A 17,595-nucleotide genomic window follows, 5' to 3' on the forward strand; every position below is an offset into this window, starting at 1 on the left:
TTTATACATAGCGCTTAATAATATTAGCTTATAATTTAGTAAAGGACATTAGTATATAGTATTCGGTATAAAATTTGCGAGTGGGTTGTGAAGAAGTTTTCTCTTCATTATGAACTTTAGAGGTGTCTATGTTAAATCGTGTTAAAAATTATATTTTCAGCCAATTATGGGAGAGTTATAGTACGCATTTAACTGAGTTATCTACGATTCAAAGTTATATACAGAAGCATTTTCAGGAAGAATTAATCCGGGATCATTTTGCGCTGATTGATTTACCGGGTCCATGTACTGGCATGGATACACTGTCTTGTTTGTTCTCATATCTTGGTTATCGCCCTCGTGGACAGGATTATTTGGCTGAAAAACAAAATAATTTTAGATGGCTATCGGAAGAAATAAGTCTCGAGACCTTAGCTACGGAGGCGTCACCGCAAATAGTAGTTGCCGATTTTCGTCGCGAAGCGTTAACGCCCAATGTATTAAAAATCATTGATTATTATGTAGGATTTGCTAAACCTTTGGATACGGAGCAATTAAAATTTCTGCATTATCGGACTTTACAACAAGATGAGCAGGCAGCGACTGAACTGTCGAAATTTATTTTGAATTATCTTCAATCGAGAGATTGGCCATTACCTACCGTGCAAGAATATGAAATAGTAAAAAATCAAAATGAACTGTTAGCGTGGGTGTTAGTCATGGGTCGTCAAGTCAATCATTTCGCTTGGAGTATTCATTTGTCTAATAGTTTTAGTCAGCTAAAACTATTTAATCAATTTTTGAGCGCTACTTTAAATATTTCGTTGAACCAAAAGGGTGGTTTGATAAAAGGCAATATTAATAAAGGTATCGAACAAAGTTCGACACAACCGGCTATTAAATCCATAAAACTCACCGATGGCGTCATTGATTTATCGGATCGATTTATCGAGTTTGTATGGCGTTATCCCAAAAAAGCGGGAGTAAAAAGACGATGGCATGATTATTTTACTGGGTTTGTTGCAGATAATGCCGATCGTGTGGTTGAATCACTTTACTTAAAGTAATTTTTGGAAAACAAATTGAATAATAAAATTTATTATGTGACCAATAATGCCGGTAAATTCGAAGAAGTGACCGATTTTTTTAATAGAGTGCCTGCGACTTTTCGTGTTGAACAATATGCGATTGATATTGATGAAATTCAGAGTTTAGATCAAAAAATAGTGGTGTTAGATAAAGTGAAAAAAGCATTTAATGCCGTCAAACAACCATTGTTACTTGATGATGGAGGCTTATTCTTTGCTGCCTATAATCAATTTCCAGGGACTTTATCAAAATTTGTCTTTCAAGGATTAGGTTTTAAAGGTTTATTCAAATTGATTGAGGATGATAATCGTGCTTCTTTTATTTTGCAGTTAGCTTACACCGATGGAGTACAAACTCAATTATTTGAAGGGGTTTGTTTAGGCACAATAGTGATGCCAGAAGACTTATCTTCGCATCCTAAACTTCCATTTACCGCTATCTTTAAACCAGAAGGTTCTGATAAAACTTTGGCACAACTACGGTATACCGATGATTTTTTTCGTTTTTCTTTTCGTCAACAAGCATTAAAGAAATTTATTGATTGGTATCAAACTTAATCAGTGTAAGGAAAAATGTTTGACCAGCGATCAAAAAAAGGTTGTTTTTTCAGCTTGTATAGGGACTATTTTAGAATGGTATGATTTTAGTCTTTATGCCTATTTAGCAGGTATTTTTGCACAGATTTTTTTTCCTGCTTTACCCCGCATGGGCTTGTTGCTGAGTTATAGTGTTTTTGCTATGGGTTATTTAGCCAGGCCTTTGGGTGCAGCGTTCTTTGGTTACCTCGGCGATACACGGGGTAGAAAAAAAGCCTTAAGCTTAAGCGTATTATTAATGGCAATAGCGACAGGTGGAATGGGTTTGCTTCCTGGTTATAGCATGATCGGAATCAGTGCTGCATTTTTGTTACTCTTTTTTCGATTACTGCAAGGTGTTGCGGTAGGAGGAGAAGCATTTGGTTCGGCTTGTTTTATTGTAGAATCGATACCTTCCAATAAAACGGGTTTTTTTTCATCGTTAATTTGGGCAAGTTCCGTGATTGGTTTATTATTCGGATCACTTATCGTTTTTATTTTATTCGTTGGATTTCAAAGTCATTTTCTTTATAGTTTTGCCTGGAGATTACCTTTTTTGTTAGCGACTATGAGTGGTTTGATTGCTTATTATATAAGAACCCGAACTGCTGAGACGCCAGAATTTCAGCATTTACACGCTCAATGTTTAATAGAAAAATTTCCATTAAAAAAAATTTTTGTAGCGTATAAAATATTAATTGTTCAATTAATGGGTCTTTATTTATTATCCGCATTGATAACGTATCTCATTTTTATTTTTATGCCGGTTTATTTTACGGACGTTCTAGGTCATTCTCGAATTCATGCCCATGCACTGAATACACTGATATTGATTTTATTGATTGTGCTCGATATTTTTTTTGGTTGGCTTTCGGATAAATGGGGACGGAAACCTATCATGTTGACAGGTGCAACTGGATTGATGTGCTTCAGTTATCCGCTTTATGTGATGATTACGCAGGGTTCTTTTTTTATGATTGTTATTGCGCAAATAATGTTTACTATTCTTGCCGCTAGCTTTCAAGGGCCGTTAATGGCGCTAACACTCGATCGAATACCTGTTGCAGTACGTTATACCTTAGGTTCATTCAGTTATAATCTGGCTTACTCTATTTTTGGTGGAACAGCGCCATTGGTTGCTATTTATTTAATAACCAAAACGACGAATGTTGCTATACCGGGTCTATATCTTGCTGTGGGTGCTGTTGTAGCACTGATTATGTTAATAACGTTTAAAAAAGAGCCGTCCTAGATTATTTATTTAAATTTATTTTAATTAGTTCTATTATTTTCTTTTCATTTTCTTTATTGTTGCTGGCAAAACTATTTAATTTTGGCCAAGAACGTAACCAGGTTATTTGACGTTTAGCAAGTTGCCGCGTCGCAATAATGGAACGATCTTGCATCTCAGTAGTAGAAATAGTATTCAGTAAATAATTCCAAATTTGTCGGTAACCTACGGTGCGAATAGCCGGCAAGTTAGCGTGTAGATCGCCGCGTTTAAATAATTTTTCAACTTCTTCTATGAAACCTCGATCTAACATCGTTTTAAAACGCGTGGCGATGGTTTTGTGTAATCGACTTCTGTCATCAGGAAGCAAAGCAATATTAATAAATAAATACGGTAACGGTGATAGAGTGGGTGTCAGTTGTAATTCCGTTAATGTTTTCCCTGATGCCAGTGCAACTTCTAATGCACGTAAGATACGTTGAGGGTCATTAGGATGTATGCGCCGTGCAGCAATTGGGTCAATAGCAGATAAACGTTCATGAAGTTTTTTTAATCCTAAATTTTTGAGATCTTTTTTTAGTTGCTCGCGAATGAGAAAGTTAGCTGGCGGTAAAGTGGCAATGCCTTGTTGCAAGACATGAAAATACAGCATCGTTCCGCCGACTAATAAAGGAATGCGGCCTTTATTAAGAATGTTTTCAATCGCAGAAATCGCATCTGATCTAAATTCAGCGGCGGAATAAATTTCACTGGGATCATGCGTATCAATTAATCGATGAGGGGCTTGTTTTAAAATAAGTGCAGAAGGTTTGGCCGTACCAATATCCATGCCACGATAAATCATGGCTGAGTCCACACTAATAATTTCAAAATCTAAATAGGAAAGTAAATCGATAGCCAGACTTGTTTTTCCTGAAGCTGTTGGGCCCATCAGGCAAATAACAGGTTTAACGTCCACGTAGAAAAAACCGGTCAATATCAGCTAAAGACAACTGTTTCCAGGTGGGTCGACCATGGTTACATTGATTACTACGCGAAGTTTGTTCCATATCACGGAGTAGTTGATTCATTTCAATCCGTGTCATCTTGCGGTGTGCACGTACAGCACTATGACAAGCGATGCGAGAAAGTAATTCATTTATTTTTTCAGGGAGGTGTTGACTGTGAGCATGCTGAATTAAATCACTCAAAACATCTTGCACTAATTGCTCTATATTATTTTCTGCTAAAAGTTCAGGGATTTGGCGAATAACAACGGTTTCAGGGCCCAAGTTTTCAAGTTTAAACCCAAATTGTGTAAATAGACTCATGTATTCATCTAATAGCTGAAGTTCTTGCTGAGACAGTGTTAAACAGATTGGAATTAATAAAAGCTGAGTTTTTATTCCAGTATTTTGTAGGTCTTGTTTTAAACGTTCATACAGTATCCGTTCGTGTGCCGCATGAATATCCACCAAAATTAAGCCGTGTGAATTTTCGGCCAAGAGATAGATACCATGCAGTTGTGCTAAGGCAAAACCTAAGGGGGGATCACAGACCTCATTTTCTGTTGGTTTTTCTGCTAATGGCAGAGTCGATTTTTTTTCAGCTAATAATTTGTTCTGTTCTTGAAGTGAAAGACAAGCATTAGTTTCAGTCTTAGTGTGATGGCTTGTAGAATCTGCTGCAGCCTGCAGAGGTAAGCTACTTTGTTGAGGAGGAGTCACTTCAGGAGAGATATCAGTGATTTTCTCATTTATTTCAGCCGATAATTGAGTTGCGAGAGGTATTGAGTGGATCGTTTGTAGTTTAGGACGTGTGCTGGCTAACGCTTTTTGTAGACTTTGTTTCACAAAATCATAGACCAAGCGACTCTCACGGAAACGAACTTCATATTTAGCAGGATGTGCATTGACATCGACGGCATAAGGATCGATTTCGATAAATAGGGTAAAAGCGGGGTGACGACCATTATACAGGACGTCTTGATAAGCTTGCTTCACCGCATGATTGATTAACTTATCTTTTACCATACGTTGGTTAACATAAAAATATTGTAAATCGCTTTGTTTACGGGAAAAAGTGGGTAATGAAATCCAGCCCCATAAACGTAAATCCATACTCTGCATATCAATATAAATAGCATTTTCAACAAATGAACGACTGCATAAGGTGGCAATACGTTTTTCTTTCGCCATTTCGTCGTAGGCAGGGTGAAGTTGGTAAATGAGTTGTTTATTGTGATGCAGATTAAATTCTATGGAAAAATGACTGAGACTTAAACGTTTTACTAAGTTTTCTATATGCCCAAATTCAGTGGTTTCAGACTTTAAAAATTTGCGTCTCGCTGGCGTGTTAAAAAAAAGATCGTGAATTTCTACGGTCGTTCCTTGCGCATGAGCGATAGGAACAGGAGCTAAAGGGTATTCCTGATAATAATCGCAAGTAATTTTCCAGCCTTGTTGTGTTGTTTCTGTCGAGGAACTTAAGTTGAGACGAGCAATAGAACTAATGCTGGCTAAGGCTTCACCACGGAATCCGAGTGTGTTGATCCGTTCTAAATCATTGAACGTGTTAATTTTGCTCGTGGCATGTCGGTCTAATGCCAAAATTAAATCATCTTTGTGTATACCATGACCATTATCACGAACACGAATACGTTGAATCCCTCCTTTATCAATATCGATATTAATTTGTTGGCTATCCGCATCTAGACTATTTTCGACTAGCTCTTTTACGATCGACGCAGGTCGTTCAATCACTTCCCCGGCTGCAATCTGATTGGCTAGATGAGGTGATAGGTGTTGGATACGACCTGACATAATTTCATACAGTTAAGAAAAGAAGCTAATTCTAACAAATTATGGGCATTAGCTGAATGATCGAGTTTTATTCTTAAGTTTTGCTGCAGAAGGGTTTAAATTTTTATTGACACAGGTTTCTGTATTCAATGAGGAATGACTAAGCAATTCGTTAATAAATTCTTGAGATTCCTTATCATTAAAGGGGCTAAAATGTTTTTGTAATGCGTGCATCAGCGTTAAGAGTTCCTTTGTATTAGGACGATCGTCTATTGAACCTAACATAGCGGTAGATAAATGACTTAAAATATCCGATAGAGTAAGGTGAGCTATATTTTTTTCTTTATGATGCTGTAAAATCTTAAGACTTTCTCTCGCCTTTTTTGCTATAAAAGATGAAGAATAATTTTCTCCCCATTGTTTTAAGTCAATAAAGCTGCTGATATTATCTTCAAAAAGTATACAAGGAGTATTTTTATCGAATATTTTTTCTTGAAAAAAATGATGGGCAGAATTTTTTTGATTGTAATTAAAACTATGAAAGAAATTAGGAAATTTATTATTTAATAGTCGATAGAGTGTAATTCCCAGTGACCAAATATCCGATTTATCGATATTTAAAAAGGGTGTTAGCGTAAAATTCAAATTGGAAAATAATTCAGGAGCCATATAACGCAAACTACCCAACTGACACGCAGGCTCAGCTGCAGGATAAGCGCAGTCAAAATCGGCCAATACGAGATTACCGAGTTCATTTATTAAAATATTACTAGGTTTAATGTCACCATGGATGATTCCTTTAAATACACGACCCTCAAGTACAAATGTTTCAGTATGTAGATGATGCAATGCCTCCAGCAACAAAAATAGCTGTTTCATTAACCATGAGGCCGCTATGATTCTTTTTTCTTTAAATTGTTCAAACAAAAAATACTGTGATAAATCTAAATTTCCACCAGATATTAATGGGAAAAATAGAGAAGATCCGTTCAGGCGATTAAAAATGGGTTGTAAAATTGCTTTTTTTTCAGATTGTTTATTAGAGGCAATCAGTCGATAAATTTTTATTTCAGAGGCTGTTGATTTTTTTTCTTTCTTTTGAACTAATGCAGTAGGAGCAGTATTATCAGGTAGGTAAAGTTTTCCATGTCGAATAATTGCAATGTTTTGTTCGGAAACCCATGAAGTGGGATCCTCGGTTCCTGACTGTTGAGTTAAATCAGATAATGTTAAATAGGGGTTTTTTTTATGACGATACATCGTTTTATAACCTTTTTATTGTATTGCTAACGCTAAAATTAAAATTTTGGAAGCTTTAAATTTAAATTAAAATAAACTATCCAAATTAATATTTGCTTTCCAATGTGGGAACTTTATTGAAAATAAAAAAACGTTGTATAGTAAATGAAAGAATAAATAATGCAATTTCTGCAATAATTTTACTGCTATAGACATTTATTCCAAAATCATGGATTAATGTAATTAAACTGTAGGCAATAAGTCCTAAAAAACAGGCTAAGGCCGTATATTTCAACGCAGCGGGCAGCCAGTGATTTTTGCTTTTAAAAGCAAGATGTTGATTCAATTTGAAATTGAAAGTGGCCGATAAAATGCGTCCCAATAATACCGCTAAAAATATATTTTTTTTAAGCCAGTAAGTTAAGAAAAATAATGCAAAATCAATAGCGGCGGAAATTAAGGATATCGCAGCAAAGCGAATAAACACAAAATAAATTTTGATTGAGTCAATCAAAGGATTAAAATGCGATGAACGATTATCATCTAAATAGACTGTTTTTATAGGAATTTCTTGAATATTGACTTGATGTTCTTCAGCAATTAATAGCATTTCCAACTCGAATTCATAGCCTCGGGCGTTCGAATTTAATAAGGGTAATAAGAGTTTTCGTGGAATGACGCGCAAACCCGTTTGTGTATCCTCTAAGATGGTTTTGCTAAAAAGGCGTAAAATGTATTTGGTAAGTTTATTACCGAATCGGCTACGCCAGGGAATCGGTGTTTGATTAAATGTACGTTTGCCTAAATAGAGATCAGAAGGACTTTGCATAAAAACGGTGGACAGATGTAGAATATCTTGAGGAAGATGTTGACCATCCGCATCAGCCGTTACAATGCCTAATTCTTTAGAATGGCTAGTGGCTAACCAATGTTGAAATCCTGTTTTAAGCGCCTGACCTTTCCCTTTATTTTTTGTATGGCGAAGAAGTTCGATATTAAAAGTTTGAATTTTTGAAAAAATGACTTGTTTATCAACGTCCGATCCATCGTCAACAACAATAATTCTCTGCTGCGGCTGTTTGTCACGTAAAGATTTTATGAGTGCTACCAGATTATCGTTAGGCTGGTAAGCAGGGATAAGAATAGTTGGATAAGAGTCCGTTAGCATAGCTTGAGTATAAGGAAAAGGAATAGAGGAGACTAGTCCTTAATAAGATTGACTTTTATCAGGAGGTTACAAAGATTGGATCTCACGCCCATGACGCTTTGATATTTGATATAAAAACGGTCATTAGCATACTTTGTTTCTTAGTGCTCATTATTATTTAAGCATTGATTGAATAGATGTAAGATTTGTGACCCTTCGTGGTTTTTGGCAAAGAATTGTATTTGTCGGTGGGTTCCGATTATGTCAATTTGACACACAATATCCGGCTTAGGTAAAAAGGCTAAAGCACGTTCAGGCCATTCGATTAGCCAAATACCCGTATGGTCAAATTCATCACAAAGACCCATGTCGAATATTTCGTTAGCCGATTGTAAACGATAGAGGTCGAGATGATAAATCCAAAAATGCGCTACCTCATACGTTTCCATCAAGGTATATGTCGGGCTTTTTACTAAACCGGGATAGCCTAAGCTTTTTATAAAAGCACGAGCAAAGAATGTTTTGCCTGCACCTAACTCACCGTTTAAAAAAATGATCAGTCTTTTATTTTCAGGGCAACATTCAGCAAATTTTTGGACTACTTGCGTTGTTTCTTTTTCGGTTTTAAGCAAAGTGACTAACATAGATTACAATTATCAGAAATCAATGAATCCTCAAAAAGTTTAGGTTAATCGATTAATTTTTTGTATTTTATTTTCTGCTTAGCTGGAGGCTCGTTAATACCTAAACGCTTTAAACGATCCATTTCATACTCGGTAAAATTACCCGTAAAACAATCAATCTGTTTGTCTTCTTGAAATGCCAAGATATGAGTCGCTATTCTATCTAAAAACCAACGATCGTGAGAAATGACCAATATACAACCGGGAAAGCTTAATAATGCTTCTTCTAAGGCGCGCAAAGTTTCCACGTCCAAATCATTGGTGGGTTCATCCAGGAGTAAAACATTTCCTCCCGCACGCAATAATTTGGCTAAATGGACACGGTTACGTTCGCCACCCGATAGATTTTTTATTAATTTTTGTTGGTCGGAACCTTTAAAGTTAAAGCGCCCGACATAGGATCGAGAGGGCATTTGAAATTGGTTAATTGTCATGATATCCAGCCCGTCGGATATTTCCTGCCATACGGTATGATCCGGATTGAGTGAATCGCGACTTTGATCAATATAAGCCAATTGCACAGAAGCACCTTGATGTATTTGTCCGCTATCCGGATGTTCTTGTTGCATGATGAGTTTAAATAAAGTAGATTTTCCAGCACCATTTGGGCCGATAATACCGACTATAGCGCCTTTAGGCACCGTAAAGCTGAAATTATCAATTAATATTCGTCCATTAAAGCCTTTAGTGAGATGATCAAATTCCAATACCGAGTCGCCTAAACGTAGTCCGGGAGGGATATAAAGCGTTTGAGTTTCGGCTCGTTTTTGAAATTCTTGTGAACTAAGCTCTTCAAAGCGCGCTAACCGGGCTTTGCTTTTTGCTTGTCGTCCTTTTGGATTGGTTCGCACCCACTCTAATTCCGCTTTTAAACTTTTTTCATGCGCTGCTTGTTGCCTTCCTTCTTGAGCCAGGCGCTGTTGTTTTTGCTCTAACCAAGAAGAATAATTTCCTTCATAAGGGATTCCATGACCTCTATCAAGCTCCAAAATCCAGCCCGCTACATTATCTAAAAAATAGCGATCATGTGTAACGGCTATCACTGTGCCAGGATAATCATGTAAAAAACGTTCTAGCCATGCCACACTTTGTGCATCTAAGTGGTTAGTGGGCTCGTCGAGTAACAAGATATCGGGGTTTGATAATAACAGCCGGCACAAGGCTACACGACGGCGCTCTCCTCCGGAAAGTTGAGTGACGTTTGCATCCCATGGCGGTAAACCCAGTGCATCTGCGGCGATACTTAATTTACGCTCTAATTCCCATCCACCTTGCGCATCAATCTGGGTTTGTAGCTCTCCTTGCTCTGTAAAGAGCTGATTCATGGCCGAGTCACTCATCGGCTCGGCAAATTTCATACTGATTTCGTTAAATCGATCCAGCAATTTTTTAGTCTCTGCGATCGCTTCTTCCACATTGCCACGGACATCTTTAAGCGGGTCTAATTGGGGTTCTTGAGGTAAATACCCAATGTTGACTCCAGGTAATGGTCGGGCTTCACCCACAAAATCTTTATCAATACCGGCTAAAATGCGTAGTAAAGTCGATTTACCCGCACCATTAAGCCCTAAGACTCCAATTTTTGCTCCGTGATAAAAAGAGAGCCAAATGTCTTTTAGGATTTCTTTTTTTGGGGCAACGATTTTACTCACTGCCTGCATAGTATAAATATATTGTTCTGACATAAATCGAATGAATGAATTATTTGAAAAGAAAGAATACTAGCAATAATAGCTAAAACTAGCTAGATTTTTTAACGAGTGATCAGATTTAACTTTTTTCTTTTTAGCTCAAATTGTTAGTATAACAAGTAGATGCTGCTTGGAAATGAACAGTAATTTTTCTATTTATTTTTAACGGATACGACATGAGACAGGAAGTAGAAACGAGCTTTTGATTCATTGTTAAAAAGGGTAATATAAGCCAAAGTTAGCTTAACTATTAATTTTTTTGTTTTCAATGTGGGGTTAAATAATCATGCCTTATTCACTACAAGAAACTATTAGCGACTTTGATCCTGATTTATGGTCTGCAATGAACAAAGAAGCTCAACGTCAAGAAGATCATTTGGAATTAATCGCGTCAGAAAACTATGCCAGTCCACTCGTATTACAAGCACAGGGATCTGTTTTAACCAATAAATATGCAGAAGGTTATCCTGCTAAACGCTATTATGGTGGCTGTGAATACATTGATCTCGTCGAACAATTAGCGATGGATAGAGCAAAGGAGTTATTTAAAGCGGATTATGCGAATGTGCAAACACATTCGGGCTCGCAAGCGAATGCATCCGCTTATATGGCTTTGTTAGAACCAGGCGATTGTTTGTTGGGGATGAGTTTAGCTCATGGCGGTCATTTAACACATGGAGCAAAAGTCAGTTTTTCAGGAAAAATATATCAGTCCTTTGCTTATGGTGTTACACAAGATACGCAATTGATTGATTATTCAGAAGTTGAAGCCTTAGCAAAGAAACATAAACCCAAATTAATTATTGCTGGGTTTTCGTCTTATTCACGGGTGGTGGATTGGCAACGATTTAGAGATATTGCGGATGAAGTGGGGGCTTATTTTTTGGTGGATATGGCACATGTGGCCGGCTTGGTGGCAGCGGGTCTCTATCCATCACCGATTCCCATCGCTGATGTGGTAACTAGTACTACCCATAAGACCTTACGTGGGCCTAGAGGGGGCTTAATTTTAGCGCGTTCAAATCCTGAGATCGAAAAGAAATTAAATTCAGCCGTATTTCCAGGTCAGCAAGGTGGACCTTTGATGCATGTTATTGCTGCAAAAGCGGTAGCATTTAAAGAAGCGTTAGACCCTCGTTTTAAAATTTACCAGCAGCAGGTTATTGATAATGCGAAGGCTATGGTTCAGGTCATGTTGGAAAGAGGATATAAAATTGTTTCAGGCGGAACGGATAATCACCTTTTTTTAATCGATATGATCGCTAAAAAAATTACAGGTAAAGAAGCAGAAGGTATCTTAGAAAAAGCTTATATTACTTTAAATAAAAATATGCTTCCTAATGATCCTTGTAAACCATTTATAACCAGTGGTTTACGAATAGGTACACCGGCAATGACTACGCGCGGTTTAAGAGAAAATGAGGCCCGAGACGTCGCACATTGGGTTTGTGATGTCCTCGATAATCTAAAAGATCCAGCGACAGTTGAAAAGGTCAGAAAACAAGTCATGGCACTATGCCGGCAATTTCCAGTATACTCCGTGTAACCTCAGAAATGTCCTTCTAGAGATTCAATGATGTATTGTCCTTTTTGTAATGAAGCAGATACTAAAGTGATCGACTCTCGTCTGAGTAGTGATGGCCAGCAGGTAAGACGTCGTCGCGAGTGTTTACAATGTAACGAACGCTTTAGTAGTTTTGAATCGGCGGAGTTAGGGTTACCTCGGGTGGTTAAGCGTGATAATACACGAAGTGCATTTGATCAAGAAAAACTCAGGGCGGGTATGCTTAAAGCCCTAGAAAAAAGACCCATTTCCAGTGAGCAAGTGGAGACGGTCATTCTACGCTTAATGAAAAAATTACGTTCTTTGGGAGAACGTGAAATTTCTTCGCGACAAATAGGTGAATGGGTTATGGAAGAGCTGTGTGATTTAGATCCTGTGGCTTATGTGCGATTTGCCTCAGTGTACCGCAGCTTTCAAGATATCCAGGCATTTAACCAGGCAATTGAACAATTAAAACAAGATATTTCCGCTAATAAAAAACATTCTCATGACACTGAAATCGAAAAAAAATAATTTTAAGTCAAAACAACGTGCTCGTCGTTTTGCTATGCAAGCCATTTATCAATGGCATTTAACGCAGGAAAATTTTTCTGCTATTCAAGCCAAATTTTTGGCTCAAGAAGAAATGGTGAGTGTGGATACCGCTTATTTTGTTTTGTTAGTTCAAGGGGTTTTGAAAGAGCAAGCATCATTAGATAGTCATTTACAGCAATGTTTAGATCGCCCACTGAAAGAATTAGATTTGGTAGAATTGGCAATTTTGAGATTAGGTGCTTACGAATTACTTGAATGTGCGGAAGTTCCTTATAAAGTGGCTTTAAATGAATCTATCGAATTAGCAAAAATGTTTGGTGCCACCGATAGCTATAAATATATTAACGGTATTTTAGATTTACTCGCAAAAAAAAATCGTCCTTTGGAGTACAAGGATTAATAATTTTTTACTTAATTAATGATGTTGTTTAATGAATTTGATTTGATTCAACGTTTTTTTAGTCGAACGAGCAATCGTAACGATGTTATTTTAGGGATAGGTGATGATGCGGCTTTATTGGATGTACCACTAGGTCAACATTTGGTAGTAAGTACCGACACATTAGTGTCAGGTCGACATTTCCCTGAAAATACATCACCTGAGGATATTGGATATAAATCATTAGCAGTCAATTTAAGTGATCTTGCCGCAATGGCTGCGAAGCCCGCATGGATTTTATTGGCACTGACGCTACCTAATGCCGATGAAATCTGGCTTAAAAAATTTACCGATGGTTTTTTCTCCCTTATGCAACATTTTCAGTTGCAACTCGTGGGAGGAGATATGACGCAAGGACCACTCACCATTACTGTGCAAGCGTTGGGGTTTGTTCCGCCGGGAAAAGCATTAGGTCGCGTCGGAGCACGCGCAGGTGACCGCATTTATCTGACCGGAACCTTAGGTGACGCAGGCTTAGCGTTAGAAGCCATACAAAAAAAAGATGGCTTAGGATTATTAACATCCTCTCAAATTTTTGCCGTCATGCAGCGTTTAAATCGACCAGAACCTCGCGTCGAGATTGGTCTTGCATTGCGTGATGTTGCCAGCAGTGCTATTGATGTGTCAGATGGATTAGCGGCTGATTTAGGTCATATCTTATCTGCCAATCAAGTGGGGGCGATACTTCAACTAGAAAAACTTCCTCTATCAGATAGTGTGCAAACGTTACCAACTGAAAGAGCATGGCAATTAGCTTTAGGTTCAGGAGATGATTATGAGTTATGCTTTACTGTGCCAGAAGCGCATGAAAGAGCGTTGAAACTCCATTTAGCCACATTGAATACGCCTTATACCTGCATAGGGACGATTAAAGAAAAACCTGGGTTAATATTACTTGGTAAAAATGGATCAACTTTTAGTATAGATAAAACGGGATTTCAACATTTTATTTAATTATTGATACGTGCTTTCCGGTTCGCGTCTTGGCTTCTAATCAGTATATAATCTTTTTTTATTGAATGTGATGAGAGAAATTATGCAAAAGGATTTAGTCCGTAAGGTATTTAGCCATCCCATTTACTTAATTGCTTTTGGTTTTGGTGCTGGATTATCGCCTTTTGCTCCAGGTACGTGTGGAACATTGGTGGCTATTCCTTTGTATTATTTAATACACTCTTTATCTTTGATTCATTATGGACTGGTTTTGTTAGTTGCCATACTCTTAGGCATTTGGATTTGTGATGTGACAGAGCGAGGAATAGGGGTTCATGATTATTCAGGGATAGTTTGGGACGAAATATGTGGATTTGGATTGACTTTGTTTGCTGCTCCGAAAGGTTGGTTATGGATAGCGATAGGTTTTGTTTTATTTCGATTATTTGATATTGTGAAACCTTGGCCAATTGCAATGATCGATCGAAAAATGCCCGGTGGATTAGGTGTCATGGTCGATGATTTAATGGCCGGTGTGTACGCTTGGATAGTTTTACAATTAATATATCATTTTCATTTATTTTAAATATTGGGCAACACCGACAAAATTTCGAGTACGAAGCATATACTCTACTCTCGGTGATAAGGATGTCCATTTAATAGACTCCAAGCACGATACAATTGTTCTGCCACGACAATTCGAACCAGTGCATGAGGGAGTGTTAAGGCCGAAAGTGACCAAATACGTTCAGCCTGGTTTAGGCAGGTGTCCCCCAAACCATCGGGTCCGCCAATTAATAAACTGACCGCTCGTCTTTCTAACTGCCATTGTTGTAAAGCTTGTGCCAGTTGTTGGGTATTCCACATTTGTCCTTTGACATCCAAAGCAATGACACGGGATCGTCTCGGGATAGCCGCTAATATTTTTTTTTCTTCTTCGGCAATGTGCTTCGAAATGGGAGAATTTTTATTACGTTTACTAAGCGGTATGGTCATTAAATTAAGTTTACATTCCGCCGGTAAACGCTTCTGATAATCTTGAAAACCTGTTTCAGCCCATGCCGTACATCGAGTTCCTACGGCAATTAAATGAATGATCATGTTTACTTACGGTTGGCTCCATAACTTTTCAAGATTATAAAATTCACGTTCTTGAGGTAACATGATATGGATAATGGCATCGACTAAATCGATTAGTATCCATTCCCCTTCTTTTTCACCTTCTATACCATAAATCGTTATGTTTTTAGCTTTGGCGGCTGTAATGAGGTACTGTGCTAAGGTCTTAACATGTCGATTAGAATTTCCAGTGCAAATGATCATGAGATCGGTAATATCGGTGATTTTACTGACATCGAGGACAGTGATGTTTTTTGCTTTGTGATCTTCTAATAAGCTTATTAGATCAGTTTGTAGATCTTTATTTAAAGTGGGTTGTGTCATAAGTATAACTTTTGTTCCAAAATATAATCAAGGACGCTAGCCGGTAATAAACCCACAGGGTAATGACCACTCGCAATCGTTTTGCGTATGTAACTAGCCGAGATAGATAAAGCTTGTACATGAGTCATGAGTAATAATCCAGCGGGTTGTTGTGATAATAAAAAAGGATCCAGTGTATGGTGCTTTTCAACAAAAGCGTGAATTTCCTTAGAATAGGATTCAGCATGATCAGGTCTAGGTACAATTAATAAGTGTGCATAGTCGATTAGGGATGTCCATTGATGCCAATGATTCAATTGAGCTAAATTATCATAGCCTAAAATAAGTCCCAAAGGTGTATTACCCAATTCTAGACGTAGAGAAGCTAATGTCTCTATCATATAGGAAGGAGTGGTTCTGTGTAATTCTCGTTCGTCAACTGAAAAATAGGAATAATTCTGTAAAGCCAGTGCTAACATAGTTAATCGCTGTTGTTGAGTCGCCACTATTTTTTTGTCAGTAACAGGATTTTTACAAGGAATGAAACGGACTTCACTCAAATGGAGCTGTTGATATAAGGCGAGTGCAATATGTAAATGCCCATAATGTATAGGATCAAAACTGCCGCCTAAGATTCCTATCATAATAAGCTACTCTTCGCTCTCATTTTTTTATTTGTGTTGCCATGCCATTCGCAATCTTTTTCGTGATACTTACCAAAAGCCCAATTACTGTGAGTGTCACTGGGTTCCGTAATGTGAAGACTGAGTGTTTGTAAAGCATTCCAAACAGAGCCTGTGCCTATCCCTTTTATAAGTTGATCAATGCGGCTGGCAAGGCGCAACAGCCGATACCACTGTGTCATGGGGTGGCGTGTTAAGGCTTGTTGATAGAGTATTTGGCGCTTTTCCCATATCGATTGTTCTTTAAAAAGTGTGAGCAGATTTTTGCCTTGCTTAAGTTCGAATGCCAAAGAAGCTAATATTCGGCATTCGCGGCTTAGTGCCCATAAAATTAATAAAGGTTCGATCCCTTCTTCTTTTAAATGCACTAAAATGCGTAAACAACGTTCAGCGTTTCCTGCTAATGCCGCATCGGTCAGCTTGAAAGGATCAAATCGTGCGTTATCGCTGAGTGCTTGCGTCAACAAGGCAGTCGTAATCACGTTATTTTTTGTGTCAAAATATAAACTGAGTTTCTCTATCGTTTGCGCAGTAGCTAATAAATTTCCTTCGGTGGAAAAAATAAGACATTCAATAGCCGCTTTTTCTACTTTTAAGCCATGAGCATGAAAACGCTCTGTTACCCACTTAAATAATTGTGAGGCTTGCAAAGGCCATATAGGAATGACTAAACCTACGTTATGAATACTTTTAAACCAAGCGGTTTGCTGTAAACGACGATCCAGCTTCCCGGCTATTATGAGCAAAAGTTTATTGTGAGGTGGGTTTTTTGCATAAAGTGTCAGCGTTTGTGTTACGGTTTCAGAAAAACCTTGTGATAGATGTAATTCAAGGAGTTGTTTTTCTGAAAATAACCCATAGTTATTCATACAATCCATCAGCGAAGAACTATTAAATAGTTTGTCGGCATAAAATACTTGTCGATCCGTAAAGCCCGCTTTTTTTGCCGTTAAACGAATGGCATGGCAGGCGGCTTGAATTAATACTATTTCTTCGCCGAAGATCAAATAAATCGGCGCTAAAACAGGATTATTTAATTGCTGATGTAATTGTTCATAACGACATTGCATAAGATTATTGCTGAGGACAAGTGTTGCAACGAAGTTGCTGGTGTAATTCTGGGGAAGCTAAACGAATTAAAAGTTGTTGAATGACATCTTGTTGCATATTTTCTAGTAAATCATTTTCCGTGTTGAGGTCACCGGCAAGTTGATTGGATGTAATCGAAAATGTCCGTGTGGCGCGGATTTGTTGTGGAGCTAATAAAACATGGCCTTTGCAATCGATTATCTGAAATAAAATACTATAAACAAGTAAATAGGTGGTTGTTTGTCCGGCATTTCCTAGGCTGGTAGCTGTGCGAGTAAAATTTTGTGCAAGAATTTGTAAGCGGGGAGATGTCGGAGTTGCGAGTAAGATATTGACTCCCGCCGCTGCTAATGCTTTTTGTAATTCTTTGGTGAAATGACTATAGGGTTGGTTAGATTCCAAAGAAAGTGTACGAAAAGGTAACGAAAATTCATGGCCTCTTAATTGAAAGCCACAAGCCGTTAGCATGAAGCTTAGAAAAAGACTAAATAAAAATGGATAGCAACGAGTTATCATA

19 protein-coding genes are annotated in these 17,595 nt (G+C 37.7%); 8 read left to right on the plus strand and 11 right to left on the minus strand.

Features of this window, described 5'->3' with window-relative positions; genetic code table 11:
- Window positions 1-128 precede the first annotated feature (128 nt).
- From A1D18_RS01630 to A1D18_RS01640, 3 genes are read left to right on the plus strand one after another with little or no spacing between them, the layout of a single operon-like run.
- Window positions 129-1,046, plus strand: a complete 918-nt coding sequence (locus tag A1D18_RS01630; RefSeq protein ID WP_071662079.1) for a DUF1338 domain-containing protein — start codon at window positions 129-131, stop codon at window positions 1,044-1,046.
- A gap of 15 nt (window positions 1,047-1,061) precedes the next feature.
- Entirely contained in the window at window positions 1,062-1,625 is a 564-nt protein-coding gene (locus A1D18_RS01635) for a non-canonical purine NTP pyrophosphatase (protein ID WP_071662080.1), read from the plus strand.
- A 19-nt stretch (window positions 1,626-1,644) separates the two neighbouring features.
- A complete protein-coding gene (locus A1D18_RS01640) occupies window positions 1,645-2,895 on the plus strand; it encodes an MFS transporter (protein WP_171910804.1) in 1,251 nt (416 codons plus the stop codon).
- A gap of 1 nt (window position 2,896) precedes the next feature.
- On the opposite strand, the gene miaA is transcribed toward A1D18_RS01640, so the two are convergent.
- The 6 genes from miaA to ettA form a co-directional block, all read right to left on the minus strand.
- A complete protein-coding gene (gene miaA, locus A1D18_RS01645) occupies window positions 2,897-3,805 on the minus strand; it encodes a tRNA (adenosine(37)-N6)-dimethylallyltransferase MiaA (protein WP_216095011.1) in 909 nt (302 codons plus the stop codon).
- Between the two features lie 16 nt (window positions 3,806-3,821).
- A complete protein-coding gene (mutL, locus tag A1D18_RS01650) occupies window positions 3,822-5,675 on the minus strand; it encodes a DNA mismatch repair endonuclease MutL (RefSeq protein ID WP_071662083.1) in 1,854 nt (617 codons plus the stop codon).
- Window positions 5,676-5,723: 48 nt separating this feature from the next.
- Window positions 5,724-6,914: a protein kinase domain-containing protein gene (locus A1D18_RS01655; protein ID WP_071662084.1), complete on the minus strand. Its 1,191-nt coding sequence runs from the start codon at window positions 6,912-6,914 to the stop codon at window positions 5,724-5,726.
- An 85-nt stretch (window positions 6,915-6,999) separates the two neighbouring features.
- The gene (locus tag A1D18_RS01660) at window positions 7,000-8,061 is read right to left on the minus strand and encodes a bifunctional glycosyltransferase family 2/GtrA family protein (protein WP_071662085.1); all 1,062 of its coding nucleotides are present in this window, start codon (window positions 8,059-8,061) and stop codon (window positions 7,000-7,002) included.
- A gap of 140 nt (window positions 8,062-8,201) precedes the next feature.
- Entirely contained in the window at window positions 8,202-8,684 is a 483-nt protein-coding gene (tsaE, locus tag A1D18_RS01665) for a tRNA (adenosine(37)-N6)-threonylcarbamoyltransferase complex ATPase subunit type 1 TsaE (RefSeq protein ID WP_071662086.1), read from the minus strand.
- Between the two features lie 44 nt (window positions 8,685-8,728).
- Window positions 8,729-10,408: an energy-dependent translational throttle protein EttA gene (gene ettA / locus A1D18_RS01670; RefSeq protein WP_071662087.1), complete on the minus strand. Its 1,680-nt coding sequence runs from the start codon at window positions 10,406-10,408 to the stop codon at window positions 8,729-8,731.
- A gap of 292 nt (window positions 10,409-10,700) precedes the next feature.
- On the opposite strand from ettA, the gene glyA reads away from it, so the two are divergent.
- The 5 genes from glyA (at window position 10,701) to A1D18_RS01695 (ending at window position 14,470) form a co-directional block, all read left to right on the plus strand.
- On the plus strand, window positions 10,701-11,960 hold the full coding sequence (glyA, locus tag A1D18_RS01675) for a serine hydroxymethyltransferase (protein ID WP_071662088.1): 1,260 nt from the start codon (window positions 10,701-10,703) through the stop codon (window positions 11,958-11,960).
- A 30-nt stretch (window positions 11,961-11,990) separates the two neighbouring features.
- Window positions 11,991-12,491 carry a transcriptional regulator NrdR gene (nrdR, locus tag A1D18_RS01680; RefSeq protein ID WP_071662089.1) on the plus strand — a complete coding sequence of 167 codons (501 nt, stop codon included), beginning with the start codon at window positions 11,991-11,993 and terminating at the stop codon, window positions 12,489-12,491.
- Window positions 12,466-12,912 carry a transcription antitermination factor NusB gene (gene nusB / locus A1D18_RS01685; RefSeq protein ID WP_071662090.1) on the plus strand — a complete coding sequence of 149 codons (447 nt, stop codon included), beginning with the start codon at window positions 12,466-12,468 and terminating at the stop codon, window positions 12,910-12,912. Before nrdR ends, nusB begins: the two co-directional genes overlap by 26 nt.
- An 18-nt stretch (window positions 12,913-12,930) precedes the next feature.
- A complete protein-coding gene (gene thiL, locus A1D18_RS01690; RefSeq protein WP_071662091.1) occupies window positions 12,931-13,905 on the plus strand; it encodes a thiamine-phosphate kinase in 975 nt (324 codons plus the stop codon).
- A gap of 82 nt (window positions 13,906-13,987) precedes the next feature.
- Entirely contained in the window at window positions 13,988-14,470 is a 483-nt protein-coding gene (locus tag A1D18_RS01695; protein WP_071662092.1) for a phosphatidylglycerophosphatase A family protein, read from the plus strand.
- 44 nt (window positions 14,471-14,514) lie between these two features.
- On the opposite strand, the gene rlmH is transcribed toward A1D18_RS01695, so the two are convergent.
- The 5 genes from rlmH to A1D18_RS01720 are packed head-to-tail and all read right to left on the minus strand — an operon-like array spanning window position 14,515 to window position 17,594.
- Window positions 14,515-14,985 (minus strand): 23S rRNA (pseudouridine(1915)-N(3))-methyltransferase RlmH, encoded by a 471-nt coding sequence (rlmH, locus tag A1D18_RS01700; protein ID WP_071662093.1) that lies wholly within the window; start codon window positions 14,983-14,985, stop codon window positions 14,515-14,517.
- Between the two features lie 6 nt (window positions 14,986-14,991).
- Window positions 14,992-15,327 carry a ribosome silencing factor gene (gene rsfS, locus A1D18_RS01705; protein ID WP_071662094.1) on the minus strand — a complete coding sequence of 112 codons (336 nt, stop codon included), beginning with the start codon at window positions 15,325-15,327 and terminating at the stop codon, window positions 14,992-14,994.
- Window positions 15,324-15,950: a nicotinate-nucleotide adenylyltransferase gene (nadD, locus tag A1D18_RS01710; protein WP_071662095.1), complete on the minus strand. Its 627-nt coding sequence runs from the start codon at window positions 15,948-15,950 to the stop codon at window positions 15,324-15,326. The genes rsfS and nadD overlap by 4 nt, the downstream gene beginning before the upstream one ends.
- Window positions 15,947-17,059: a DNA polymerase III subunit delta gene (gene holA, locus A1D18_RS01715; protein WP_071662096.1), complete on the minus strand. Its 1,113-nt coding sequence runs from the start codon at window positions 17,057-17,059 to the stop codon at window positions 15,947-15,949. Before holA ends, nadD begins: the two co-directional genes overlap by 4 nt.
- Window positions 17,060-17,063: 4 nt before the next feature.
- Window positions 17,064-17,594 carry an LPS-assembly lipoprotein LptE gene (locus A1D18_RS01720; RefSeq protein WP_071662097.1) on the minus strand — a complete coding sequence of 177 codons (531 nt, stop codon included), beginning with the start codon at window positions 17,592-17,594 and terminating at the stop codon, window positions 17,064-17,066.
- Window position 17,595: the final 1 nt, after the last annotated feature.

This window comes from Candidatus Rickettsiella isopodorum, from assembly GCF_001881495.1.
Classification (GTDB): Bacteria; Pseudomonadota; Gammaproteobacteria; order Diplorickettsiales; family Diplorickettsiaceae; genus Aquirickettsiella; species Aquirickettsiella isopodorum.

Coding starts and splice junctions, on each gene's coding strand:
- A1D18_RS01630 (WP_071662079.1), top strand. CDS start 129: ATGTTAAATCGTGTTAAAAATTATATTTTCAGCCAATTATGGGAGAGT.
- miaA (WP_216095011.1), bottom strand. CDS start 3,805: ATGGGCCCAACAGCTTCAGGAAAAACAAGTCTGGCTATCGATTTACTT.
- mutL (WP_071662083.1), bottom strand. CDS start 5,675: ATGTCAGGTCGTATCCAACACCTATCACCTCATCTAGCCAATCAGATT.
- A1D18_RS01655 (WP_071662084.1), bottom strand. CDS start 6,914: ATGTATCGTCATAAAAAAAACCCCTATTTAACATTATCTGATTTAACT.
- A1D18_RS01660 (WP_071662085.1), bottom strand. CDS start 8,061: ATGCTAACGGACTCTTATCCAACTATTCTTATCCCTGCTTACCAGCCT.
- tsaE (WP_071662086.1), bottom strand. CDS start 8,684: ATGTTAGTCACTTTGCTTAAAACCGAAAAAGAAACAACGCAAGTAGTC.
- ettA (WP_071662087.1), bottom strand. CDS start 10,408: ATGTCAGAACAATATATTTATACTATGCAGGCAGTGAGTAAAATCGTT.
- glyA (WP_071662088.1), top strand. CDS start 10,701: ATGCCTTATTCACTACAAGAAACTATTAGCGACTTTGATCCTGATTTA.
- nrdR (WP_071662089.1), top strand. CDS start 11,991: ATGTATTGTCCTTTTTGTAATGAAGCAGATACTAAAGTGATCGACTCT.
- nusB (WP_071662090.1), top strand. CDS start 12,466: ATGACACTGAAATCGAAAAAAAATAATTTTAAGTCAAAACAACGTGCT.
- thiL (WP_071662091.1), top strand. CDS start 12,931: ATGATGTTGTTTAATGAATTTGATTTGATTCAACGTTTTTTTAGTCGA.
- A1D18_RS01695 (WP_071662092.1), top strand. CDS start 13,988: ATGCAAAAGGATTTAGTCCGTAAGGTATTTAGCCATCCCATTTACTTA.
- rlmH (WP_071662093.1), bottom strand. CDS start 14,985: ATGATCATTCATTTAATTGCCGTAGGAACTCGATGTACGGCATGGGCT.
- rsfS (WP_071662094.1), bottom strand. CDS start 15,327: ATGACACAACCCACTTTAAATAAAGATCTACAAACTGATCTAATAAGC.
- nadD (WP_071662095.1), bottom strand. CDS start 15,950: ATGATAGGAATCTTAGGCGGCAGTTTTGATCCTATACATTATGGGCAT.
- holA (WP_071662096.1), bottom strand. CDS start 17,059: ATGCAATGTCGTTATGAACAATTACATCAGCAATTAAATAATCCTGTT.
- A1D18_RS01720 (WP_071662097.1), bottom strand. CDS start 17,594: ATGATAACTCGTTGCTATCCATTTTTATTTAGTCTTTTTCTAAGCTTC.